15 protein-coding genes are annotated in these 21,593 nt (G+C 63.6%); 4 read left to right on the top strand and 11 right to left on the bottom strand.

Annotation, left to right across the window (positions count from 1 at the left end; translation table 11 throughout):
- Window positions 1–16 precede the first annotated feature (16 nt).
- Both narH and OX460_RS06725 read right to left on the bottom strand, forming a co-directional pair.
- On the bottom strand, window positions 17–1,567 hold the full coding sequence (gene narH / locus OX460_RS06720) for a nitrate reductase subunit beta (protein WP_251348990.1): 1,551 nt from the start codon (window positions 1,565–1,567) through the stop codon (window positions 17–19).
- A 1-nt stretch (window position 1,568) separates the two neighbouring features.
- Window positions 1,569–5,267 carry a nitrate reductase subunit alpha gene (locus OX460_RS06725; protein ID WP_289898149.1) on the bottom strand — a complete coding sequence of 1,233 codons (3,699 nt, stop codon included), beginning with the start codon at window positions 5,265–5,267 and terminating at the stop codon, window positions 1,569–1,571.
- A gap of 245 nt (window positions 5,268–5,512) precedes the next feature.
- Here OX460_RS06725 and OX460_RS06730 point away from each other — a divergent pair, with 245 nt between their 5' ends.
- On the top strand, window positions 5,513–5,884 hold the full coding sequence (locus tag OX460_RS06730) for a ribonucleotide reductase subunit alpha (RefSeq protein WP_099393481.1): 372 nt from the start codon (window positions 5,513–5,515) through the stop codon (window positions 5,882–5,884).
- Here OX460_RS06730 and OX460_RS06735 read toward each other — a convergent pair.
- The 3 genes from OX460_RS06735 to OX460_RS06745 all read right to left on the bottom strand — a co-directional run bounded on the left by OX460_RS06735 (window position 5,870) and on the right by OX460_RS06745 (window position 9,253).
- Complete coding sequence (locus tag OX460_RS06735) at window positions 5,870–6,565, bottom strand: carbonic anhydrase (RefSeq protein WP_077403725.1); 696 nt, start codon at window positions 6,563–6,565, stop codon at window positions 5,870–5,872. The genes OX460_RS06730 and OX460_RS06735 overlap by 15 nt on opposite strands.
- 61 nt (window positions 6,566–6,626) lie before the next feature.
- Window positions 6,627–8,012, bottom strand: coding sequence for a NarK family nitrate/nitrite MFS transporter (locus tag OX460_RS06740; RefSeq protein WP_289898150.1), 1,386 nt, complete (start codon window positions 8,010–8,012; stop codon window positions 6,627–6,629).
- Complete coding sequence (locus OX460_RS06745) at window positions 8,009–9,253, bottom strand: nitrate/nitrite transporter (protein ID WP_289898421.1); 1,245 nt, start codon at window positions 9,251–9,253, stop codon at window positions 8,009–8,011. Before OX460_RS06745 ends, OX460_RS06740 begins: the two co-directional genes overlap by 4 nt.
- A gap of 283 nt (window positions 9,254–9,536) precedes the next feature.
- Between OX460_RS06745 and OX460_RS06750 the strand changes: the two genes are divergently transcribed.
- Together OX460_RS06750 and OX460_RS06755 are read left to right on the top strand one after the other, a co-directional pair.
- Window positions 9,537–9,983, top strand: a complete 447-nt coding sequence (locus OX460_RS06750) for a GNAT family N-acetyltransferase (RefSeq protein WP_289898151.1) — start codon at window positions 9,537–9,539, stop codon at window positions 9,981–9,983.
- 87 nt (window positions 9,984–10,070) lie between these two features.
- Window positions 10,071–10,448, top strand: coding sequence for a SirB2 family protein (locus OX460_RS06755; protein WP_289898152.1), 378 nt, complete (start codon window positions 10,071–10,073; stop codon window positions 10,446–10,448).
- Window positions 10,449–10,452: 4 nt separating this feature from the next.
- Here OX460_RS06755 and OX460_RS06760 read toward each other — a convergent pair whose 3' ends face one another.
- The 3 genes from OX460_RS06760 to OX460_RS06770 all read right to left on the bottom strand — a co-directional run bounded on the left by OX460_RS06760 (window position 10,453) and on the right by OX460_RS06770 (window position 14,487).
- Window positions 10,453–12,915, bottom strand: coding sequence for a TonB-dependent receptor (locus OX460_RS06760; RefSeq protein ID WP_289898153.1), 2,463 nt, complete (start codon window positions 12,913–12,915; stop codon window positions 10,453–10,455).
- 85 nt (window positions 12,916–13,000) lie between these two features.
- A complete protein-coding gene (locus OX460_RS06765) occupies window positions 13,001–13,975 on the bottom strand; it encodes a FecR domain-containing protein (protein ID WP_289898154.1) in 975 nt (324 codons plus the stop codon).
- Window positions 13,975–14,487: a sigma-70 family RNA polymerase sigma factor gene (locus tag OX460_RS06770; protein WP_289898155.1), complete on the bottom strand. Its 513-nt coding sequence runs from the start codon at window positions 14,485–14,487 to the stop codon at window positions 13,975–13,977. The genes OX460_RS06765 and OX460_RS06770 overlap by 1 nt, the downstream gene beginning before the upstream one ends.
- Window positions 14,488–14,734: 247 nt before the next feature.
- On the opposite strand from OX460_RS06770, the gene OX460_RS06775 reads away from it, so the two are divergent.
- Window positions 14,735–15,247: a hypothetical protein gene (locus OX460_RS06775; RefSeq protein WP_289898156.1), complete on the top strand. Its 513-nt coding sequence runs from the start codon at window positions 14,735–14,737 to the stop codon at window positions 15,245–15,247.
- A 10-nt stretch (window positions 15,248–15,257) separates the two neighbouring features.
- Here OX460_RS06775 and OX460_RS06780 read toward each other — a convergent pair whose 3' ends face one another.
- From OX460_RS06780 to OX460_RS06790, 3 genes are all read right to left on the bottom strand, one after another.
- Entirely contained in the window at window positions 15,258–16,574 is a 1,317-nt protein-coding gene (locus tag OX460_RS06780) for a DUF3472 domain-containing protein (RefSeq protein ID WP_289898157.1), read from the bottom strand.
- 127 nt (window positions 16,575–16,701) lie between these two features.
- Window positions 16,702–18,093, bottom strand: a complete 1,392-nt coding sequence (locus OX460_RS06785; RefSeq protein ID WP_289898158.1) for a Gfo/Idh/MocA family oxidoreductase — start codon at window positions 18,091–18,093, stop codon at window positions 16,702–16,704.
- A 66-nt stretch (window positions 18,094–18,159) separates the two neighbouring features.
- Window positions 18,160–21,207: a TonB-dependent receptor gene (locus OX460_RS06790; protein ID WP_289898159.1), complete on the bottom strand. Its 3,048-nt coding sequence runs from the start codon at window positions 21,205–21,207 to the stop codon at window positions 18,160–18,162.
- Window positions 21,208–21,593 lie beyond the last annotated feature (386 nt).

Below are 21,593 nucleotides of genomic sequence, written 5' to 3' on the forward strand. Positions count from 1 at the left end.
GTTCCATATGAGCTCCTTAAGCGCCGGGCGCCGTTTTGCGCGACTTCGGCATCTGCATGAAGATGGCCGAACCGTGTTTTTTCTTGCCGAACAAGGTCGGCTCGCTGGTGCCGTCCGAGCAGCCATTGCCGAAACTGAAGCCGCAGCTGCCCTTCTCGTTGAAGCTGTCCTCGGCCATTTCCTTGTGGCTGCTGGGGATGACGAAGCGGTCTTCGTAATTGGCGATGGCCATGATGTGGTACATGTCCTCCACCTGCGCCTTGGTCAAGCCCACCTGCTTCAATACCGTGAGGTTTTCCACCTTCTCGACGGTCTTGCTGCGCATGTAGGCACGCATGGCCAGCATGCGGTCCAGCGCCGAGACGATGGGCGGCTGGTCGCCGGCCGTCAGCAGATTGGCCAGGTACTGCACGGGAATGCGCAGGCTTTGCGTATCCGGCAGCATGCCGTTCACGCCCAGCTTGCCCGATTCGGCGGCCGCCTGGATCGGCGACAGGGGCGGCACGTACCACACCATCGGCAAGGTGCGGTATTCGGGATGCAGCGGGAACGCCACTTTCCACTCGACGGCCATCTTGTAGACGGGCGACTTGACGGCAGCTTCCAGCCACAGGTCGGGAATGCCCTGGCGGCGCGCCTCGGCGATGATGGCCGGATCGTGCGGATCGAGGAACAGGTCGAGCTGCGCCTGGTACAGGTCCTGCTCCTGCGGCACGGAGGCGGCAGCCTCGATCTTGTCGGCGTCATACAGCAGCACGCCCAGGTAGCGGATGCGGCCCACGCACGTTTCCGAGCACACGGTCGGCTGGCCAGCTTCGATGCGGGGGAAGCAGAAGGTGCACTTCTCCGCCTTGCCGGACGACCAATTGTAGTAAATCTTCTTGTACGGGCAACCGGAGATGCACATGCGCCAGCCGCGGCACTTGTCCTGGTCGATCAGCACGATGCCGTCGTCTTCGCGCTTGTACACGGAGCCGGACGGGCAAGAGGCCACGCACGTCGGGTTCAGGCAATGCTCGCACAGGCGCGGCAAGTACATCATGAAGGTGTTTTCGAACGTGCCGTACATCTCCTTCTGCATGTTGTCGAACAGTTTATCTTTGCTGCGCTGGGCGAATTCGCCGCCCAGGTCATCTTCCCAATTCGGACCCCACTCGATTTTCTCCATCTTTTTCCCCGTCAGCACGGAGATGGGACGGGCCGTCGGCGGCGTCTGCGACAGCGGCGCGCTTTGCAGGTGCTCATAGTCGTAGGTGAACGGCTCGTAGTACTCGTCGATGGCGGGCAGGTTCGGGTTGGCGAAGATATTCGCCAGGATTTTCAGACGGCTGCCCTGGCGCGGCTCGATCTTGCCCGCGTCCGTGCGGCGCCAGCCGCCATTCCACTTGTCCTGGTTTTCCCACTGCTTCGGATAGCCGATGCCTGGCTTGGTTTCCACGTTGTTGAACCATGCGTACTCGACGCCGTCACGGCTGGTCCACACGTTCTTGCAGGTGACGGAACAGGTGTGGCAGCCAATGCACTTGTCCAGGTTCAGCACCATGCCGATTTGCGCTCTGATTTTCATACTATGCTCCTTCTTCCTGCAACGGGCCTTCGAGCCAGTCGACCTTGTTCATCTTGCGCACCAATACGAATTCATCGCGGTTGGAGCCCACCGTGCCGTAGTAATTGAAACCGTACGCCAGTTGTGCGTAGCCGCCGATCATGTGCGTCGGTTTGGGCACGGCGCGCGTCACCGAGTTATGGATGCCGCCCCGCTTGCCCGTCATCTCCGCGCCAGGCACGTTGATGATCTTTTCCTGGGCGTGGTACATCATCGTCATGCCGGCCGGGATGCGCTGGCTGACGATGGCACGCGCCGTCAGGCTGCCATTCACGTTGAACACCTCGATCCAGTCGTTGTCGACGATGCCGGCCGTCTTCGCGTCGGTTTCCGACAGCCACACGTGCGGTCCGCCGCGCGACAGGGTCAGCATGCGCAGGTTGTCCGAATACGTGGAGTGGATGCCCCACTTCTGGTGCGGCGTCAAAAAGTTCAGCGCCAGTTCCTTGTTGCCGTTCGGCTTGGTGCCCAGCAGCGCTTCCGTCGTCTTCGTGTTGATGGCCGGCTTGTACACACACAACCCCTCGCCAAAATCACGCATCCACAGGTGATCCTGGTAGAACTGCTGGCGGCCCGTCAGGGTGCGCCATGGGATCAGTTCATGCACGTTGGTATAGCCGGCTGTGTAGCTGACTTCTTCGCTTTCCAGGCCCGACCAGGTGGGCGAGGAAATGATCTTGCGCGGCTGCGCCTGCACATCGCGGAAGCGGATGCTGTCATGCTCGCGCGGCAGCGCCAGGTGGGTGTGCTCGCGTCCCGTGATGGCGGACAGCGCGGCCCAGGCTTTCACGGCCACGTGGCCATTCGTTTCCGGCGCCAGCGACAGAATCATTTCGGCCGCATCGATGGCCGTATCGAGGCGCGGCTGGCCCTTCGACACGCCCTCGTCGAGCACCGTGCGGTTCACGCCGCGCAATACCTCGACTTCATGTCCCGTTTTCCAGGAGATGCCCTTGCCGCCGTTGCCGATGGTTTCCAGCAGCGGGCCGATCGAGGTGAATTTCTTGTAGACGTCGCGGTAATTGCGCTCGACCACCGTCATGTTCGGCATGGTTTTGCCGGGAATGGCGTCGCATTCGCCCGCGCGCCAATCCTTGGGATCGAAAGGCTGCCCCAGTTCACCCGGGGTGTCGTGCATCAGCGGCGTCAAAATGATGTCTTGCTGGGTGCCCAGCAGCTCGCCGCCGATTTCCGAGAATTTCTCGGCGATGCCCTTGTAGATTTCCCAATCCGATTTCGATTGCCACAAGGGTTGCACGGCTTCCGACAAGGGGTGGATGAACGGATGCATGTCCGACGTGTTCAAGTCATCCTTTTCATACCAAGTGGCCGTCGGCAGCACCACGTCGCCGTACAGACACGTGGTCGACATACGGAAGTCCAGCACCACCAGCAGATCGAGTTTGCCTTCGGCGGCCGGGCGCACTTTCACCTGCTTCGGCGTAAGGCAGTCCTCTTCATCGCTGAGCAAGCCGTTCTGCGTACCGAGCAGGTATTTCAGGAAGTACTCGTGGCCCTTGCCCGAGCTGCCGAGGATGTTCGAACGCCAGACGAACATATTGCGCGGGAAGTTGGCCGGGTTGTCCGGGTCGTCGCACGAGAACTGCAACTGGCCCGCCTTGATCTGGTCGAGCGCATACGCGGCCGGCGCCTGCCCTGCCGCCTTCGCGGCCTTGGCCACTTCCAGCGGATTGGTTTGCAGCTGCGGCGCCGATGGCAGCCAGCCCATGCGCTCGGCCTTGGCGTTATAGTCGAGCAGGGTCAGGTCGCCCGTGCCGCCGGCCGCCGATGGCGAGGCGATGTCGCCCGTTTCCAGCTTTTCGTGGCGCCATTGGCTCGTGTGGGCATAGAAGAACGAGGTGCCGTTCATCTGGCGCATCGGACGCACCCAGTCCTGGGCGAAGGCCAAAGGCGTCCAGCCCGTTTGCGGACGCAGTTTTTCCTGGCCCACGTAATGGGCCCAGCCGCCGCCCGACTGGCCGATACAGCCGCACATCATCAGCATGTTGATGATGCCGCGATAGGTCATGTCCATGTGGTACCAGTGATTCAGGCCGGCGCCCACGATGACCATGCTCTTGCCGCGCGTCTGGTCCGCGTTTTCCGCGAACTGGCGCGCCACGGTGATGACGTCGGCGCGCTTCACGCCCGTGTGCTTCTCCTGCCATGCTGGCGTGTACGGCACGTCGTCGTCATAGCTTTCGGCCACGTTTTCGCCGCCCAGGCCACGGTCGATGCCGTAGTTGGCCAGGGTCAGGTCGAACACGGTGGTCACCAGGCCCGTGCTGCCGTCGGCCAGGCGGATGGTTTTCACCGGCACCTTGCGCAGCAGCATGTCGGACGCATCCTTGCCGCCGAAGTAGGCGAAACCCACTTCCGTGACGGCGTCGCTGTCGTTGATCATGGAGAGCATCGGCACGATGGGCGCGCCGCTGCCGCCCGCCTTCTGCTCCAGGTTCCACTTGCCCGACTCGCCCCAGCGGAAGCCGATGGAGCCGGCCGGTGCGGTGATCGCACCCGTGGTTTCATCGATGACGAGGGTTTTCCATTCCGGGTTGTTGGTTTCGTCGAGGTTGTTGTCGAGGTGCGAAGCGCGCAGGAAGTAGTCGGGCACCAGGGTGCCGTTATGCTCCTTGAGCAGCACCAGCATCGGGAAGTCCGTGTACTGGCGCGCATAGTCGCGGAAGTAGGCGCTCTGCCCTTCCGAGTGGAATTCCTTGAGGATGACGTGACCCATGGCCAGCGCCAGCGCGGCATCCGTGCCCTGCTTGGGCGCCAGCCAGATGTCGCCGAACTTCACCATTTCGCCGTAATCGGGCGAGATGGCCACGGTTTTCGTGCCCTTGTAGCGTACTTCCGTGTAGAAGTGGGCGTCCGGCGTGCGCGTCATCGGCACGTTCGAGCCCCACACCATCAGATAGGTCGAGTTGTACCAGTCGGCCGATTCCGGCACGTCCGTCTGTTCGCCCCACACTTGCGGGCTGGCGGGCGGCAAGTCGCAGTACCAGTCATAAAAGCTCAGGGCCACGCCGCCGATCAGCGACAGGTAGCGCGTGCCGGAGGCATAGCTGACCATGGACATGGCGGGAATCGGCGAAAAGCCGACGACGCGGTCCGGGCCGTATTTCTTGATCGTCAGCGCATTCGCTGCGGCGATGATTTCATTCGATTCGTCCCACGTGGCGCGCACGAAGCCGCCCAGGCCGCGGATGGATTTGTACTGCTGCGAGCGCACGGGGTCCTGGCTGATCCAGTCCCAGGCCGTGACGGGGTCCATGGTCTTGCGCGCTTCGCGCCACATTTCCATCAGGCGGCCGCGCACCATCGGGTATTTCACGCGCTGCGCCGAATACACGTACCAGGAATAGCTGGCGCCGCGCGGACAGCCGCGCGGTTCGTGGTTGGGCAGGTCGGGCCGCGTGCGCGGGTAATCGGTTTGCTGGGTTTCCCAGGTGATCAGGCCATTCTTGACATACACCTTCCAGCTGCACGAGCCGGTACAGTTCACGCCATGCGTGGAGCGCACGATCTTGTCGTGCTGCCAGCGTTGGCGATAGGCGTTTTCCCAGGTACGGTCTTCATCGACCACGGTGCCATGGCCGTTTGAAAACGGCTCGGCGGGCTTGCTAAAAAATTTCAGGCGGTCCAGAAAGTGACTCATGCTACCTCCACATTGCGCCGCAGACAGCGGCGCCAGGTCTTAAAAAACGCTGCAAGCAGGATGGCTCAAGCGTCGATACAAACAGTCTATCGATGCGCCCTGCCCGGCGGTATTGGCAAGAAGTCGTTTTCCGGCACCAGGAATGCATAGGCGCGTAGTCACCCGGATAGTCACTATTGCCTATGGGCGGCAAGGCGGCGCTGCGGTATACCTGTCGTCATCGTTCAACACAGAGAAAGAGCACCATGTCGATTACCGATTACGCCAGCCTGCTGCGCAGCGCCCGCAACCAGGAACAGCCGCAACGCCTGCTGTTCACCTTTACCCAGGCGCAAGCCCAGCCTGGCGGCCAGGGCAAGTCCCTCACGCCCGTGATGTGCGCCGACAAGCTGCCCGAGGAACTGGACAGCTTCGAGACATTGAAGGAGGAGTCGAAACAGATGCAGACGCACTGGGACGTGGTCTTCGTGGCGGGACTGGCGGGCCAGGACGGCCAGCCGCCGGCGGCGCAGGAATGCGAGGCGCCCCTGCGCGCCATGGTGACGGCCATCGAGCAAGGCCGCATCGACAGCCTGCTGGCGTTTGACCGCAGCGGGGATTTGTTACGTTTTAGCTGAATCCGGCCAAGGGCGCTCGTGCAGATGACGCGCCCGTTCGATCGGGCAGACCAGGGGCAGGAACTGCTGCTGGCGCGCCGAATACGCCATCAGCGCCCCGCTGTCGATATCGAAATACCATCCATGCAATTTCAATAATCCCTGCTCCACCCGCCGTTTCAGCCATGGGTAGGTGAGCAGGTTGTCCAGCGACTGCAGGATGCTGGCCAGTTCGCACGCGTGGTGCTGTTCTGCCGACGAACGGTGCGCCAGTTCGCGCCGTACGCGCTGCGCCACCGGTTCAGCGATGCGCATCCACTGTCCCACGAAGTCCGTTTCCTGGCCTTCCGCGCGCGGCTGCGGTTCGAGCAGCGCGCGGATGCCGCCGCAGCGCGCATGCCCGAGCACGATGACCCTGGCCACTTCCAGCTTGCAGACGGCAAACTCGATGGCCGAACTGACGCCGGGCGGCGCATCGGGCGTGCACGGCGGCACCAGGTTGGCGATATTGCGCACGACAAACATGTCGCCCGGATCGCTGCCCGTCAGCAGCATGGGATCGACCCGCGAATCGCAGCAGCCGATCAGCAAGGTCGAGGGACGCTGCCCGTCGCGCAGGCTGTCGTACAAGGTCTGCGGCTCGCTGAAATACTGCTGCTGAAACAGGCTGAAGCCGTTGACGAATTTTTCCAGTTCTTCCATGACTACCTCTTACTGAATACAACGCCCGGCAAGCAGGACTTGCCAGGCATTCTGACGCTAACTAGCAAGGCATCGGCGCGTTTTTACGGGCGTAGCACCACCAGGTGATGGCGATGCAGCTGACATAAAAGCCGATGAAGCACCACAGGGCCGCGTCGGGGCTGCCCGTCAGCGAGATCGAGGTGCCATAGCTTTTCGGGATGAAGAAGGCGCCGTAGGCGGCCACGGCCGACGTGAAGCCCAGGACGGCCGCGCCTTCCTTGTTGGCGTCGACGATGGCTTGCTCCTGCGCCGCCTTGCCCTTGCCGACCGCCGCGCGCTGGTGTTCCGTCAAGAAGATCACGGGGATCATGCGGAAGGTCGACGCATTGCCGATGCCGGTGCCGGCGAACAGCAGCATGAACATCCAGAAGAAGCCGTTAAAGCTGCCACCCACACCGGCTTGCGGCATGAAGTACAGCACGCCCAGCACGGCGCCGATCATCAGCAGGAACGACCATAAGGTGACGCGGGCGCCGCCCAATTTGTCAGAAATCACGCCGCCGGCCACGCGCGCCAGCGCGCCGACCAGGGGACCGAGGAAAGCGTAATCGAGCGGGTTCACGTCGGGGAACTGGATCTTGATCAGCAGCGGAAACGCGGCCGAATAACCGATGAAGGAGCCGAAGGTGCCCGTGTACAGCCAGCACATGAGCCAGTTGTGCTTGCGCTTGAAGATCACGGCCTGTTCGGAAAACGAGGCCTTCGCCGACGCCAGGTCATTCATGCCGAACCAGGCCAGCAAGGTACTCAAGGCGATGAACGGCACCCAGATGAAGCCCGCGTTTTGCAGCCACATGTCCTTGCTCACGCCATTCTTGACCCAGGTGAGCGAATCGCCGCCCCAGGCGCCGAAGACGGCGAAGGTGATCACCAGCGGCACGACGAACTGCACCACCGACACGCCCAGGTTGCCCAGGCCCGCATTCATGCCCAGCGCGAAGCCCTTGCTCGCCTTCGGGTAGAAAAAGCTGATGTTGGCCATCGACGAGGCGAAATTGCCGCCGCCAAAGCCACACAGCAGCGCCAGGATCAGCATGGTCGGATAGCCCGTGTTCACGTCCTGCACGGCCAGGCCGATGCCGATGGCGGGAATCAGCAGCGAGCCGGTGGAAATGGCCGTCCAGCGGCGCCCGCCGAAGATCGGCACCATGAACGAATAAAAGATGCGCAAGGTGGCGCCGGACAGGCCCGGCAAGGCCGTCAGCCAGAACAGCTGGTTGTTACTGTAGGTAAAACCGATGTTGGGCAGGTTGACCACCACCACGCTCCACACCATCCACACGGCGAACGCCAGCAGCAGCGCGGGAATCGAGATCCACAGATTGCGCGCGGCCGTGGCCTTGCCTGTCGATTGCCAGAAACTGGGAGTCTCAGGCTCCCAGGTGTTAATCATATAGCGGCTCATGCTTTTGCTCCTGCAGGTTGAGGGATAGGTGCCGCGCGCAGCGGCTTGAACGAGAAATACATCCAGACGAGGGAAACGCAGACGGTGCCGTACAAGAGCATGAAGGAGCTAGAACGCACGCCGGTGAGGTCCACCAGGGCACCGAACATCACGGGCAGGATGAAGCCACCGAGACCGCCGGCCAGGCCGACCACGCCCGAGACGGCGCCGATGTTGTCGGAAAAATCATCGCCGATGAACTTGAAGACGGACGCCTTGCCCACGGCCATGGCAATGCCGACGATGAACAGCAGCACGGTGAACCACAGCGGCGACAGGCCGATATGGAAGGCCAGCGGTCCCGTGACGGTTTCCACCACCATCTGCGTTTGCGGATACGACAGCAGGAAGAAGCACACCCAGCACACCCACATCACGGCCCAGGTGACTTTCGCCGCACCATATTTGTCGGAGATCCAGCCGCCCATCGCGCGCAGCACGCCGCCCGGCAGCGAGAAGCAGGCCGCCAGCAGCGCCGCGTGCTTCAAATCAAAACCGTATTCGGCCACGTAGTACTTCGTCATCCACAGGGCCAGCGCCACGTAGCCGCCAAACACCACCGAGTAGTACTGGCAGTAGCGCCACACGCGGGGATCCTTCAGCACCTTCATCTGCGCCGAAAAACTTTCGCCCGACGGCGCCAGATGCGATTTGTCCGTGTACGAAAACAGCCAGAAGATGATGGCCGTGGCCAGCATGGCGACCGCATACACCTTGGGCAGCATCTGCCAGCCGAAGGCGGCGACGATGCCCGGCGCGACGAACTTGGTCAGCGCGGAACCGGAGTTGCCTGCGCCGAAAATGCCCATCGCCAGGCCGCGGCGCTCCTTTTCATACCAGCGCGCCACGTACGGCGTGCCGACGGAAAACGAGCCGCCCGCCAGGCCGACGAACATGCCCAGCACGAGGAAATGCCAGTAGGCGGTGGCGTAGGAGATCAGGTAGATCGGCACCACGCTGGCCAGCATCAGCCAGAAGAAGACGCGGCGTCCGCCGTATTTGTCCGTCCAGATGCCCAGGGGCACGCGCACGAGAGAACCCGTCAGCACGGGCATGGCGGCCAGCAGGCCGAATTGTGTTTCAGTCAAGCCCAGGCTGGTCTTGATGGGAATGCCCAGTACGGCAAACATCATCCAGACTGCAAAGCAGATGGTAAATGCGAAGGTGCTGCTGACCAACACGGAAAACTGCTTGCGCCGCATGCCGGGTTCGACTGCCTTGTTACTACTGTTGTTCTTAGTGCCATCTAGGGTAGCCACGATGTTTCTCCATGAATGCACTGGCCGTCTGGCCAGCCGTCCCGACCAGCTTACGTGGCAGAGGGGAAAGGCACTATCGGTCACAGGGTGATTCTGGAAAGGCAATCTGGATAGCCGTATCGGCAAAAGTGACTAGATGGCGCGGCGCAAACCTAGCCTGGATGGCGGGTGTTTTACAAGCGGAGGGATTTTTGGCACACTCGGCGCCTGGAGAAAAAGGAGCGGCATGCAGAACAGGCACGAAACAGACCCCATCATCACCCGCGTGGCCCGGTCTGGCGACGTGGCAGCCATGCTGGCCTGCGATGCGTACGCGCAGGCGCACGCCAGCCGGGGCGATGCAATACGCGCCGCCGTCTGCCAGGGACACTGTCTGGTGGCCATGCGGGCGGGCCAGGTGGCCGGCTATGCCCTCCTGAACGGCGACTTCTTTGGCTACGGCTTCGTCTCGCTGGTGGTGGTCGCCCCCGGGCAGCAGCGGCGCGGCGTGGGGCGGCGCCTGCTGGCGGCGGCCGAAGCCGCGTGCCGCACAGGGAAAATATTCACCTCGACGAACGAGAGCAACCTGGCTGCGCAACGGCTCTTCGCCAGCGCCGGCTTCGTGCGCAGCGGCCAGATCGACCATCTCGACGAAAACGATCCTGAACTCGTGTATGTCAAATTCCTGCGCTAGGGCCGCCTCATCCCGACGACGTATGGCGCGGCGCGGCAAAGGCGGCTATGCTGGCGCCATCGTCAATCAACGCCCACCACATCACGCATGGATTATCTGAGCCTCAAGCATTTCCACATGGGTTGCGCCGCCGCCAGCGGCTTTCTTTTCCTCTTGCGCGGCGCGTGGATGCTGCGCGCCTCGCCCGCCTTGCAGCAGCGCTGGGTGAAGATATTGCCGCACCTGGTCGACACAGCCCTGCTGGCCAGCGCCATCGCGCTGGCCGTGTGGAGCGGCCAGTCGCCGGGCAGCCAGCCGTGGCTGGCCGCCAAGCTGTGCGCGCTGGTGGCTTACATCGTGCTGGGCACCATCGCCCTGAAACGTGGCAAGACGCCAGCCGTGCGCGGCGCCGCCTTCGCGCTCGCCGTGCTGGTATTCGCCTACATCATCGCCGTGGCCGTGACCAAACAGGCGTGGCCACTCTGATACATCAGAAGAGGTAGCGCAGCGTGACGCTGGCATTGCGCGGCGCGCCCCAGTAACCCTGGTTGTACATGCCAAGCTGGCTGTAGTAATGCTTGTCGAACAAGTTGTTGACGTTCGCCTGCAGCGACAGCTGGCGCGACAACGCGTATTTCGCCATCAGGCTGGCCACGGCATAGCCGCCCTGCTCCACGCGCTCCGTGCCCTTCGGCCCGGTGGCGTCACGGTAGGCGCCGCTCTGCCAGTTCACGCCGCCTCCCACCGATAACGCGCGCCAGTCGCCACGCAGCTGATACGTGGAAAACACGCGCGCCAGGGTCTGCGGCACATAGCTGTTCAGGCGTGCGCCCGTGTTGTCCTCGGCCGCCGCGTGCGACACGCTGGCCGACACATTCCAACCCTTTGTCAGCTCGCCCGAGACGTCCAGTTCCACGCCCTTGCTGGTGGTACCGGCAGCCGCGTAATACGCCTGCGTCAGCGAATTGCCGACGAAATGCCCCGTGTCCTCCTGCGCCAGGCCGTCTTGCGCGATGCGAAACACGGCCAGCGCCGCGTTCAATCGGCCGCCGAAATACTCGCCCTTCACGCCCGCTTCCACATTCTTGCCCTGCACGGGATCGAGGTAGCGGCCGAGCCGGTCCTGATAGCCCTGCGGCTTGAATATCTTGCTGTAGCTGGTGTACAGCGCATGCTGCGCGTCGATATCCCACACCAGGCCCGCATACGGCGTGACGGCATGCTTGGCATAGGCGTAGCTGCCGCCCCAGTCATCGACGTGGTCCGCCTTGTAGCGGCTGTAGCGCGCGCCGACGATCAGTTTCAAGGGATCGGCCAGCGAAAAGCGCGCCGTGCCGTAGATGCCGCGCTGCTGCACCGTGTCGAGCAACTGCCAGCGCGAGAAACTCGGGGCGTTCCAGTCCGGCTCCGGCGCCACGCCCTGCCACTGGTAGAAATTGCCGTAATCGACGCTGCTGCCGGCAATACCCGGATTGCTGGAGAACTGGTTGCTGCCCGAGACGCCGAACGCCAGGTCGTGCGTGCGCCCCAGCAGTTGCACGGGGCCCTGCACATAGGCGTCGACGCTGTCCTGGCGCCGCGTGCCCGAGTAAAACCCGGCGTAGCCCGTCACGCCTTGCCCCGTGACCTTGTCCGGCCAGGTATTGGCGAAAAGCTCGGCAGCCGAATAATTGCCCCAGCCGTGATTCAGCATGGCCGTCAGGTTCCAGCCCTTGCCCAGGTCCTGCTCCAGGCGCAAAAAGGCCGTCTGGCTGGTGCTGAACCAGCGGCTCCAGGTGGTTGCCGTGGTGGCGGAACGGGGCAAGGTGGCCCGTTCGCCATCCGCATACCACAGCGGCAAGCCGCCATACATGCCGCCGCGCGGGCGATTATCCTGGTACTCATAGCCGGCAATCAGCACGCTGCCGGGCGCCAGGTCCGCTTCCACGGTGGCATACGCCATGGCCTTCTTGGCGTGATACAGGCGCACATACGATTCGCTGTCCTGGTAGCTGGCCACGACACGCCCGCGCACCTTGCCATCGCTGCTCAATGGCGAGGAGACGTCAGCGCTGGCGCGCGCATTGTGCCAGGAACCCAGGCTCAGGGCAGCATTCCCGGCGAGCTGACTCGATGACGCGCGCTTGCGCACCAGGTTGATGGTGGCCGACGGCTCGCCCGCGCCCGTCAGCAGGCCCGTGGCGCCGCGCACGATCTCGACCCGGTCGTAGGCCGTCATGTCCAGGGTGCTGTCACCCACACTGAACGCATTGTCGACCGTGGTGGGAATACCGTCGTACTGGTAGCTGGCGATGGAAAAGCCGCGCGCGAAGAACGAGGTGCGGTCGCTGTCGTAGCGGTTGATGGCCACGCCGGCCGCGTTTTGCAGCACCTCTTCCACCGTTTGCAGGTTCTGGTCATCCATCTGCTGGCGCGTGACCACGCTGACGGCTTGCGGCGTCTCGCGCACGGACAGGCCCAGGCGCGTGGCCGAGCGCATGGTCTGCGTCGTATACGAACCGCTGCCTTCCGTCGCGCCGTTCGCATCAAAGCTGGCGCTGACCTTCATCTCGGGCATGGTCTGGCCGCCATCGGCCGCCGCCACGTCGAGCACATAACCGCCGTTCGCCTGCGGTACGGCGCGCAAGCCCGAGCCGGCGACGATGGCGCTCAGCGCTTGTGGCACGCTGTAGCTGCCCGCCAGGCCGGCACTGCGCTTGCCCGCCACGGCGGCGGCCTGGTAGGAAATCATGGTGCCCGTCTCCTGGCCGAAGCGCACCAGCACCTGTTCCAGGGTACCGGCGGGTATCGCCAGCTCGATGCGCGCCGCATTGGCTGCCTGCGCAAGGGGTGCGGCGGCCGAGGCGCCGCCGGCGGCGAGCAGCCACAGGGCGTGGCTGACGGCCAGCGCCGCCACGCTGCGGCGGCATGTGCTGGAAACGGAAGAGGCGTAAATAGGTATTGTGCTGGGCATGCGGACTGTTTTCCTGAAAGTGAATGAAGGGTTCACTCGCTATGTCACGCGAAAATCGAAAACCCCTCACTTTTTCGGAAAATAATCACGGGTGCTTCCGATGCGGCACCACGCTCACCCAGAAGCGCGTGCTCTGGCGCACGTCGACGGGCAAGGTGCGCGTCAGCATGTCGAGCACTTGCGTCGTGTCGGCCAGCGGATAGATGCCCGACACGCGCAGGTGGGCGATGGCGGGATCGCAGGCCAGGCGCCCTTGGCGATAGCGGGCCAGCTCGCCGACAAAATCGGCCAGCGGCATGTCGTGCGCCACCAGCATGCCGGCCGTCCACGCATCCGCACCGGCAGGCAAGGTTTGCACGCTACCGATCTGCGCCGCCGTAAAGCTGGCTTGCTGGCCGGCCTGCAGCCTGCGCACGGCGGCGGGCGCCTGTTCCGGCAGAATATCGACGGCGCCCGCGAACACGCCCAGGTGTGTGTGCCCCCCTTCCGCGCGCACGGCAAAACGCGTGCCCACAGGCTGCAAGCGGCCTTGCGCCGTGCGCACGAAAAAAGGACGGCCAGCCGCATCGCGCGCCGTGCTGACCATGATCTCGCCTTTTAACAAGGTCACCAGGCGCTGGCCCGCATCGTAGCGCACGTCGATGCTGGACGCCGTGTTGAGCGCGATGCGCGTGCCGTCTGCCAGCACGATGTGGCGCAGCTCGCCCGTGCCGGTGCGGTAATCGGCCAGCCAGAAGGCCGCCTGTTCGTCGCCGCCCGCCAGCCAGGCGCCGCCGCCCACGGCCAGCAGCGCCAGCAGCTTGAGCGACTGCCGGCGCGCCGCGTTGGCCTGCGCATGCGCGGGCTTGCGCGCCAGGGTGCCGTGCGCCAGCGTCGCCGGCAAGGCTCGCATGCGCGCCATGCAGCCTTCCACATGCTGCCACGCCTGCTCGTTTTCCGGGTCGCTGCCGCGCCAAGTGCGCCAGGCCTGCTCCACTTCGGGCGTGGCGTCTCCGGCCTGCAAGCGCACCAGCCATTCGACAGCCTGCAAGCTGGCCGCTTCCGGCCTCAGGGCGCCCATCACGGCGCCGACGGGGAAAAGAAGCACTGGTGCATGGCTTTGACCAGGTGGCGCTGCACGGTGGCCAGCGAGATGTTCAGTTCCAGCGCGATGGCCGCCTGCGGCATGCCATCGAGCTGCGACAGCAGAAAAGCGCGGCGCACGGCGGGCGCCAGGCCATCGAGGCGGCGGTCGATGTCGAACAGGGCTTCGAGCAGGATCGCCTGCGCCTCGGGATCGGGCGCGCACTGCACGGGCAGGCTGGCCAGTGTTTCCAGGTAGGCCGCTTCCAGGTCGCGGCGGCGGTACAGATTGCCCAGCACGCCCTTGGCCACGGTGGTGAGGAAGGCGCGCGGCTCGCGGGCGGCGATGGCCTCGTCGCGGTTCAGCAGGCGCATGAAGGTGTCGTGCGCCACGTCGGCCGCGTCAAACGCGTTGCCCAGCTTGTGCCGCAGCCAGCCTTGCAGCCAGCGGTGGTGATCGTGGTACAGGCTGCCCACCTCCTGGTGGACGCCGGGTTGGGCTGCCGACACGTCGCATGCTCCCTGGGTCGCAAATAATAATGATTCGCATTCTATATCTAGGCGGTGCTGCGGCGCAAGCGGCCTGCAAATGCCAGTTTGACGCGATTCTTTCCAAAATTGCCAGGCTGGCCGCATCCGCCGGCGCAGTGCACGGTGCAAGTTCTACCGGGCGCGCCTCGGCACGCGGAAATGATAGTATTGACAACATCACCCAGCCGACCATCCTGGCCTGGCGTCCCTCCATTGAAAGGCAAACATGCTGTTATCTGAACTGCTGACCAAGCTGACCTGCGGTGACCTGGAAGGCGAGGAGCTCGACGCGGCCGTCACCGCCATCACCAACGCGCCGTCCGCGCCACGCGACGAGTGGATCGACAGCGATGCGCATGCCTACGCGGTGGCGATCCTCTGGCACCTGGCTGGCTATACGGCGTCGGGCGACAAGCTCGATGAGCTGCACGAACAGATACAGGACATGTTCGACGAATTCCCCGACTTCCCGTACGCAATGCTCGAGGGAGGCGACGGTAGCGCGCTGCCCTATTTCGAGTGGCTGGACGCGGAACTGGCGCAGCGCGCCGTGGACGAAGGCGGCTATGACCTGATCCAGATCGACGGCAACGGCACCGACCAGATGGATGCGCTGGTCGTGTACCGGCGCGATACAAACGACATCATCCAGGCGGCGGCATTGATGGGAGTGACGATAGGCCGCCCGCTCACCTACTATCGCGGCATCGAAGCGATGGTGGGCAAGCGGCCGGGGTAAGGATCAACGCCTATTGCATCGGCAAGGCCGCCACATCGACGGACGGTGCCTGGCCCGTGGCCGGACGCGTGAAGTTCTGGCTGGTTTTCACGTAGTCGGCAAAGAAGCCGCCGTTACGCAGGTAAAACTTGCCGTTTTCCAGGCCGCCCGCGTAATCCATGCGCTGCGCATTGGTGGCCGTGGCGTCGCCCGTGAACCTCCCCGCCGTCACTTCCGACCAGGCGCCTGAAACGTTCCTCGCCCACTGGTTGCCGAACTGGACGCGGCGCTCCGTATGGCCCAGGGTGTCGATGAAGTTCTCGAGGAAAGAATGCAAGCCCGTCAGATACGTGGAAATCGCCGGGCGCTTCCACGTGGCGATATAGCGCCACTTGCCCGTCTCGGGCGCGAAGAACCAGGCCGAGTAGTCGCTGCCGCCCTTGCCGTCGGGCCGCGCGCGCGTGATGAAGCGGTACGTGGCGCCGGCCGCCCAGTTGTACGACAAATAGGTCTGGCCGCCCGTGCCTTCGCCGCCGAACGCGTTATCGACCACGCCGGCGCCCTTGCTGACCAGGGTGGTCTTCGCGCCATTGTCGGCGTCCCACACGGAAAACAGGATCCAGCGCTCGCTGGTCGATTTCACCTGGATACCCATGTAGCCCTGGCCAAAGCCGTTGGCCATGAAGTAGGAGCCGATGGCGTCCTGGCCCTTGGGGATCGTCATCTCGTTATAAAAATACTCGGTATTGGCCGGCACCGTGTAACCCATGTGCACTGACGGACCGCGCCGCGACCAGTAGTAATTGGCCGGGTCGTTAGCGTAATTAAGCGCCGCGTTCGCAGTCACCTTCAACGCGGCGACGTCGCCGAACGTGGCTTTTGCGCGCGTCACCCCCTGCAAGTCCACCTTCACATAGCCGGCCGCCGGCACATTGACCGTGCCCACGGCATAGGTCTTGCGGGCCTTGCCGGCCAGCTTGACGTCGAACGGCGCGCCATTGATCTTCACGCGGATGGTGCTGTTGCCGCCATCGGCCAGGCTGGCGTCGAGCGCCACCTGGACGGGGCCCGCGCCGGCCACGCGGAAATACGTGCTGGCGACGGCATCGGGATTGCTCCAGCCGGCCAGGCCATGTTCGCCGATGACGGCGCCCTTGTCTCCGTTGGTGATGAAGGCATTTCCGGCCAGTTCCACGGTGGCGGGCGTGACCGCTGTGGCCACGCCAGTGGCCAGCAAGGCGGTGCCGCCCATGTCTGGGGTAGCGGTGGCAGTGGCGCCGCCGCAGGCTGCCAGCAGCAAGGGCATGGCGGGAAGAACTGCGCAGAGTAATGAACTTCTGTGTTTCATCAACGTCTCCTGGTAGTACGGCGTGCAACAGGCGCAAGAAGTCCTGCGGCGTGCGCCGCGGTTGAAAAACGGATCGGGACAGAAAAAACCCGCTACGGCGGCAAGCGCGGTAGCGGGCGAATGGAGCTTAGTACTTGCCGTCGAGGGCGAAGATAGGCTTGCGCGATTTCCACTGCCCGCCCGTGAAGTCCGGGAAGTCCAGGGTCTGGAAGTTGGCGGCGATCGATTGCTCGGACAGGGGCGTGATGGCGCTCCACGTCACGGCATCGTAGATATCGATCGGCATCGGCGCATTGGCCTTCAGCGCTTCGACGAAGGCGTGGATGACGAAGAAGTCCATGCCGCCGTGGCCCGCGCCTTCCGCTTGCGCCGCATACTTGCGCCATACCGGGTGCTCATACTTGTCCTGGTAAGCCTTGAAGTCATCCCACTGGTGCGGCTTGCTGACGCCCTCGATATGGATGGCATTGTTCAAGTCCATCCACAGGCCGTCCGTGCCTTGCACGCGGAAGCCCAGCGAATACGGGCGCGGCAGGCTCGTATCGTGCTGCAGGATGATGGTTTCGCCGTTTTCGCACGCCAGGGTGGTGGTGACTACGTCGCCCAGCTTGAATTTCACCTTGGCGTTCGCATGCTGCGCGCCGCCCGGCTGCTTGACGATATAGTCGTGCAAGCCGCGCGCCTTGGTGGCGAAGGCGTTGATGCGCGTAAAACGGTTGCCGCGGTTGATGTTGGTGTACATGGCGCACGGGCCGATGCCGTGGCTCGGATACAGTTCGCCATTGCGCTCGACCGAGTGCTGCGTGCGCCAATGGGCTTCCGACCAGCCCTTTTCGCCGAATTCCACGCCGCCGCCATACGGCTTGGCCGGATTGCCGCTGTTGAATTTGACGACGCGCAAATCGTGCTGGTAGCCGCCCTGCAGGTGCAGCAGTTCGCCGAACAGGCCCGCGCGCACCATCTGCAGCGCAGCCATCACGTCGCGGCGGTAGCACACATTTTCCAGCAACATGTACGGCGTGCCCGTTTTCAGCTGGGTGTTCAGGACATCCCAGTGGTCTTGCAGGCTGATGCCGGCCACCACTTCGCAGCCGACGGCGATCTTCGCCTGCATGGCGGCGATCGCCATGGGCGCGTGGAATTCCCACGGCGTGGCGATGATCACGCCATCGAGGCCGCCCGCGTCCAGCATGCGCTTGTATGCTTTCTGGTCGCGGTCTTCGCCATACGTGCGCGGACGGGGCTTGCCGGCTTTGGCCACCTGGCCCAGCGCGTGTTTCAGCATGATCGGCTCGATATCGCACAGGGCGACCACTTCCACGTCGTCGCGGCGCACCAGTTCAGCCAGCAGCACCTGGCCGCGCATGCCCGTGCCGATCACGCCCAGGCGGACCTTGTCGCGGCCGGCCACGGGGGCGGCGTTGGCGTCGCCAGGCAGCAGTGCGCTGCCGGCCATGGCGCCACCGGCCAGCGCGGCGCTGGCGGAGAGGAAATTGCGTCGATTGATTTGTGTTGTCATTGGTCTCTACTCGCTTCCATTGGTAATGTTCGTCGCCGGCCCGCCATACAGCGGGCCGGCTGCAGTTTAATAGGTGTATTCAGCCGTGAAGCGCACCGAACGCGGCGCCGTGCGGCCATCGACCTGCAGGTAATTGCGGGAGATGGCGCCATGGTCTTCGCGCGTTTCGGTGTAGCGGGTCACGGTCTGGCTGTTGAACACATTGAAGACGTCCACTTTCAGGCTCAGGCCCTTGACGGCGCTGGGAGTATAGGCCACATTCATGTCCAGCTGGGCTTGCCAAGGCAGGCGGCCCTGGCTGCCGCGCGGCGCCGGCTTGCCATTGCAATAAAAGTAGGAATCGCCGTAGTCTTTCTCGAACCTCAGGTTATCGGGCAGCGCGCCGATGCAGTTGCGCGGTGCGCCCGAGGTCAGCGACAGGTTGGCGCCCACCATCACGTCCGGGATGACTTGCATAAATCCGTAGGCCTTGAAGGCGTGGCGATGGTCGCCCGGCAGGTAGCCATACGCGTTGTACATCAGTTCCTTGTGGTCGTCGCTGACCGTCAGGCCCACGTCGCCGCCGCCGATGCTGTCCGTCTGACCTTCCATATTGCCCTTCAGGCCGGACAAGGTGTAGGTCAGCTTGCCGTACCAGCCATTCGTGTACGGGTGCTCGATGAACATGTTCAAGGCGCGGTAGGTGCGCGATGGCAGCGGGTTGCCCCACTCCGCCGCCGAAATATCCACGCGGCGCAGGCCCTTGCCATCGTCAAAGTCCACCATCAGGCTGTTGTCGCGGCCCGGGTTGATGATGGCGCACTGGAAGCCGCTCCATTTGCCCGTATCGACGCCGTTGCGCGTGGCCCAGGCTTGCAGCGGACGCTCGTCGCAGACGTCGTCGTTGGTGTCGTTCAGCTTGCGGTACAGGAAGCTGGCGCCCACCACCAGCTTCTTGCTCAGGGCGCGTTCGAAGCCCAGCGAGAATTCATCCTGCGACAGCGGCTTCAGGCCCACGGCCGTCACCTCGCGCGCATCGCGGCTCTGGCCATACGCGTTGTTGGCCGAATACGGCTTGCTGATGGCGTGCAGGCCCGTCGGCGCGCCCGTGACGGGATCGACGCCCGTGTAGGTGAACATCTCGCTGGTGGCCAGGAAGGGGCTGGCCATGTTGCTCGACAAATTCGATGGCACCGGCAGGTGGTAGCGACCGCCGTTGGCGAAGAATTTCAGGGTGCCGTCGCCCAGGTAATCCCAGGTAGCGCCCACGCGGGGGGCGATCATGTTGCGCTGCGAAATGAAGGCCACGCCATCGGTGCTGTAGTTGGTGAACTGTTCGCGGCGCAGGCCCAGGTCCAGCAGCACCCGTTCCGTGACCTGGTAGTGATCCTGGATGTATTGCGCCGATTGCACGCTGGTCGGACGCGCCAGGTTGGCGTTCAATTCCTTGCTGACGTAATAGCCGTCCTTGCCGTAGCCGTTGCCCTGGGCCGGCGTTTCAAAGGCGCCGTTGATCAGGAGCGTCGGATCCTTGACCTTCTGGTACTTCCAGCGATAGCCGCCGGCCAGACTCAGGCCCACTTTCGATTCCACGTCGATGCGGTCGATGCCGCCGCGCAGCGAATGCTTGCCCAGCTTGTATTCCAGGTCCAGGCGCTTGGCTTTCTGGCGGTCTTCCGACGACGGGTCGACCAGAGTACCGGTCACCATTTGCGGATTGGTGTACGTCAGGCCAGGCACCTGGGTCGATTCATTCGACGACGTTTGCGCCAGCAGCGGATTGTAGCCTTCCGGGGTACGGCGGTGCGAAGTGCGCGACTGCCCCATCATCGCCGTCACCGTCAGGTTGTCCGTCAGGTAGCCCGTGTACTTGAAGATGTCGACATTCGCGCCCGGCGCGGCCGACGAGCCGCAGCAGTTGATGGTGGTCTCGCTCCCGCCGCCAGCCACGTTGTTGCGTTTCAAGGTGGCATAGTCAAAACCATAGCTCTGGCTGTCCGTAGTCGTGCGGTCATACAGCTTGGTATATTCAAAGTGATGGTCGTCCGTCAGGTTGTAGTCCAGCTTGGCCATCATGCGGTCAACCTTGCTCTTGCTCTCGCGCCAGCCGTTCGGCAGCACCTTGTCCACCAGGTCGTCGCGCGCACCGGCGACGGCGCCGCCGTCCGTGCGCGTCTGTTCCAGCGCCACGAAGGCGAACAGCTTGTTCTTGATCAGCGGTCCGCTGCCGTACAAGCCGACCACCTTGCTGGTGCTGCCGTTATCGCGGTTCCAGTACTTCAAGGTGCCATCCGTCTCCGGATTGGCGCCCGTGTTCGGGTAGTACCGGTTTTCCGTCGTGCCCTTCAGCGAGCGGGGGATGATGGAGACCTTGCCGCCGAATTCGACCTTGTTGCCGCCGCTCTTGGTGGTGATGTTGATCACGCCGCCCGTCGAGCGGCCGAATTCCGAGCCGTAGCCGCCCGACAGCACCTGCAGGTTGGAGATCGCGCCGAACGGCAGCTCCGACGCGCCCACCTGGGTCAGGAGGTTGGTGATGGGGAAGCCGTTGACGTAGAACGCGTTTTCGGACTGGCCCGAGCCGCCGATCGACGGTGCATTGCCATACACGCTGTTGGTGCCGCGCGCCACGCCCGGCGTCAGCTGCACGATGGAGGCGACATCGTTGCCGACCGGCAGCGCCTTCAATTCCTTGGCCGTGAAGATCACGCCATTGTTGGTGTTCGACACGTCGATCGGATTGCGCGACGCCTTCACCACGACGGTCTGCTCCTGGCCCACGGGGCCAGCCGCGCTGGCCGGGCCGAAGTTCGCTTCCGCGCCGGCGCCGATCAGGGCCTCGACTTCCTGCGACGCTTCCACCGAACCGGCACGCAGCACGCGCACCGCATAGCGGCCTGGCGGCATGGAGTTGGCCACATAGCGGCCCGACGTATCCGGCGTCAGGCTGCGCTGCACGCCCGTCGCCAGGTTTTCCAGCACCACGGTGGCGCCGGCCGGCGCGCTCACTTCGCCGAAAATGGTACTCGTGGCGTTCGACTGTGCCCAGGCCTGGCCTGGCACGCCGGCCGCCAGTGCGATCACGATCGCGGCGGCGCGGCTGATGTCGCGCAATTTGAGTCGGGTGCTATGCATGATGTCTCTCCGTCTATATCGAGGGTTATGCGCGCCCTCCCCGCTCCAGGGCGGAGTCGGGGGAGCGCAATTTTTATGGTGGTCGTCGGCCGGTGCAGCCAGGCAGCTGCACCTTTCGGGAAATCAGTCCGCATCGGCTGATTTTCGTTTTCTTGGGATTACTTTAAAAAGAAAAATAAGTATCGTCAACAAAAAGAAAGTTAAAACGGTAATTTATCGCTCAATCGAGCAAATAAATGCAATTTATCTTTCGATTTAATCTGTGGAGCGTCAAATAACTTTCGCTATCGTGGTGTAGCAGATACACGCGTCTGCAGGAAGGTGGCAAACAGAGGACGATCCGCGCGGGAATCAGGGGAGGAAAACACGAACGACGACAGGGCAAA

Source organism: Janthinobacterium sp. SUN033 (assembly GCF_030397595.1).
In the GTDB taxonomy this organism is placed as follows: Bacteria; Pseudomonadota; Gammaproteobacteria; order Burkholderiales; family Burkholderiaceae_D; genus Janthinobacterium; species Janthinobacterium kumbetense.

Excerpts from the sequence above, each read along its gene's own strand:
- OX460_RS06725 (WP_289898149.1), bottom strand. The coding sequence starts at position 5,267 with ATGAGTCACTTTCTGGACCGCCTGAAATTTTTTAGCAAGCCCGCCGAG.
- OX460_RS06790 (WP_289898159.1), bottom strand. The coding sequence starts at position 21,207 with ATGCATAGCACCCGACTCAAATTGCGCGACATCAGCCGCGCCGCCGCG.
- OX460_RS06740 (WP_289898150.1), bottom strand. The coding sequence starts at position 8,012 with ATGAGCCGCTATATGATTAACACCTGGGAGCCTGAGACTCCCAGTTTC.
- OX460_RS06755 (WP_289898152.1), top strand. The coding sequence starts at position 10,071 with ATGGATTATCTGAGCCTCAAGCATTTCCACATGGGTTGCGCCGCCGCC.
- OX460_RS06750 (WP_289898151.1), top strand. The coding sequence starts at position 9,537 with ATGCAGAACAGGCACGAAACAGACCCCATCATCACCCGCGTGGCCCGG.
- OX460_RS06765 (WP_289898154.1), bottom strand. The coding sequence starts at position 13,975 with ATGGGCGCCCTGAGGCCGGAAGCGGCCAGCTTGCAGGCTGTCGAATGG.
- OX460_RS06735 (WP_077403725.1), bottom strand. The coding sequence starts at position 6,565 with ATGGAAGAACTGGAAAAATTCGTCAACGGCTTCAGCCTGTTTCAGCAG.
- OX460_RS06760 (WP_289898153.1), bottom strand. The coding sequence starts at position 12,915 with ATGCCCAGCACAATACCTATTTACGCCTCTTCCGTTTCCAGCACATGC.
- OX460_RS06785 (WP_289898158.1), bottom strand. The coding sequence starts at position 18,093 with ATGACAACACAAATCAATCGACGCAATTTCCTCTCCGCCAGCGCCGCG.
- OX460_RS06780 (WP_289898157.1), bottom strand. The coding sequence starts at position 16,574 with ATGAAACACAGAAGTTCATTACTCTGCGCAGTTCTTCCCGCCATGCCC.
- OX460_RS06775 (WP_289898156.1), top strand. The coding sequence starts at position 14,735 with ATGCTGTTATCTGAACTGCTGACCAAGCTGACCTGCGGTGACCTGGAA.
- OX460_RS06745 (WP_289898421.1), bottom strand. The coding sequence starts at position 9,253 with ATGCGGCGCAAGCAGTTTTCCGTGTTGGTCAGCAGCACCTTCGCATTT.
- narH (WP_251348990.1), bottom strand. The coding sequence starts at position 1,567 with ATGAAAATCAGAGCGCAAATCGGCATGGTGCTGAACCTGGACAAGTGC.
- OX460_RS06730 (WP_099393481.1), top strand. The coding sequence starts at position 5,513 with ATGTCGATTACCGATTACGCCAGCCTGCTGCGCAGCGCCCGCAACCAG.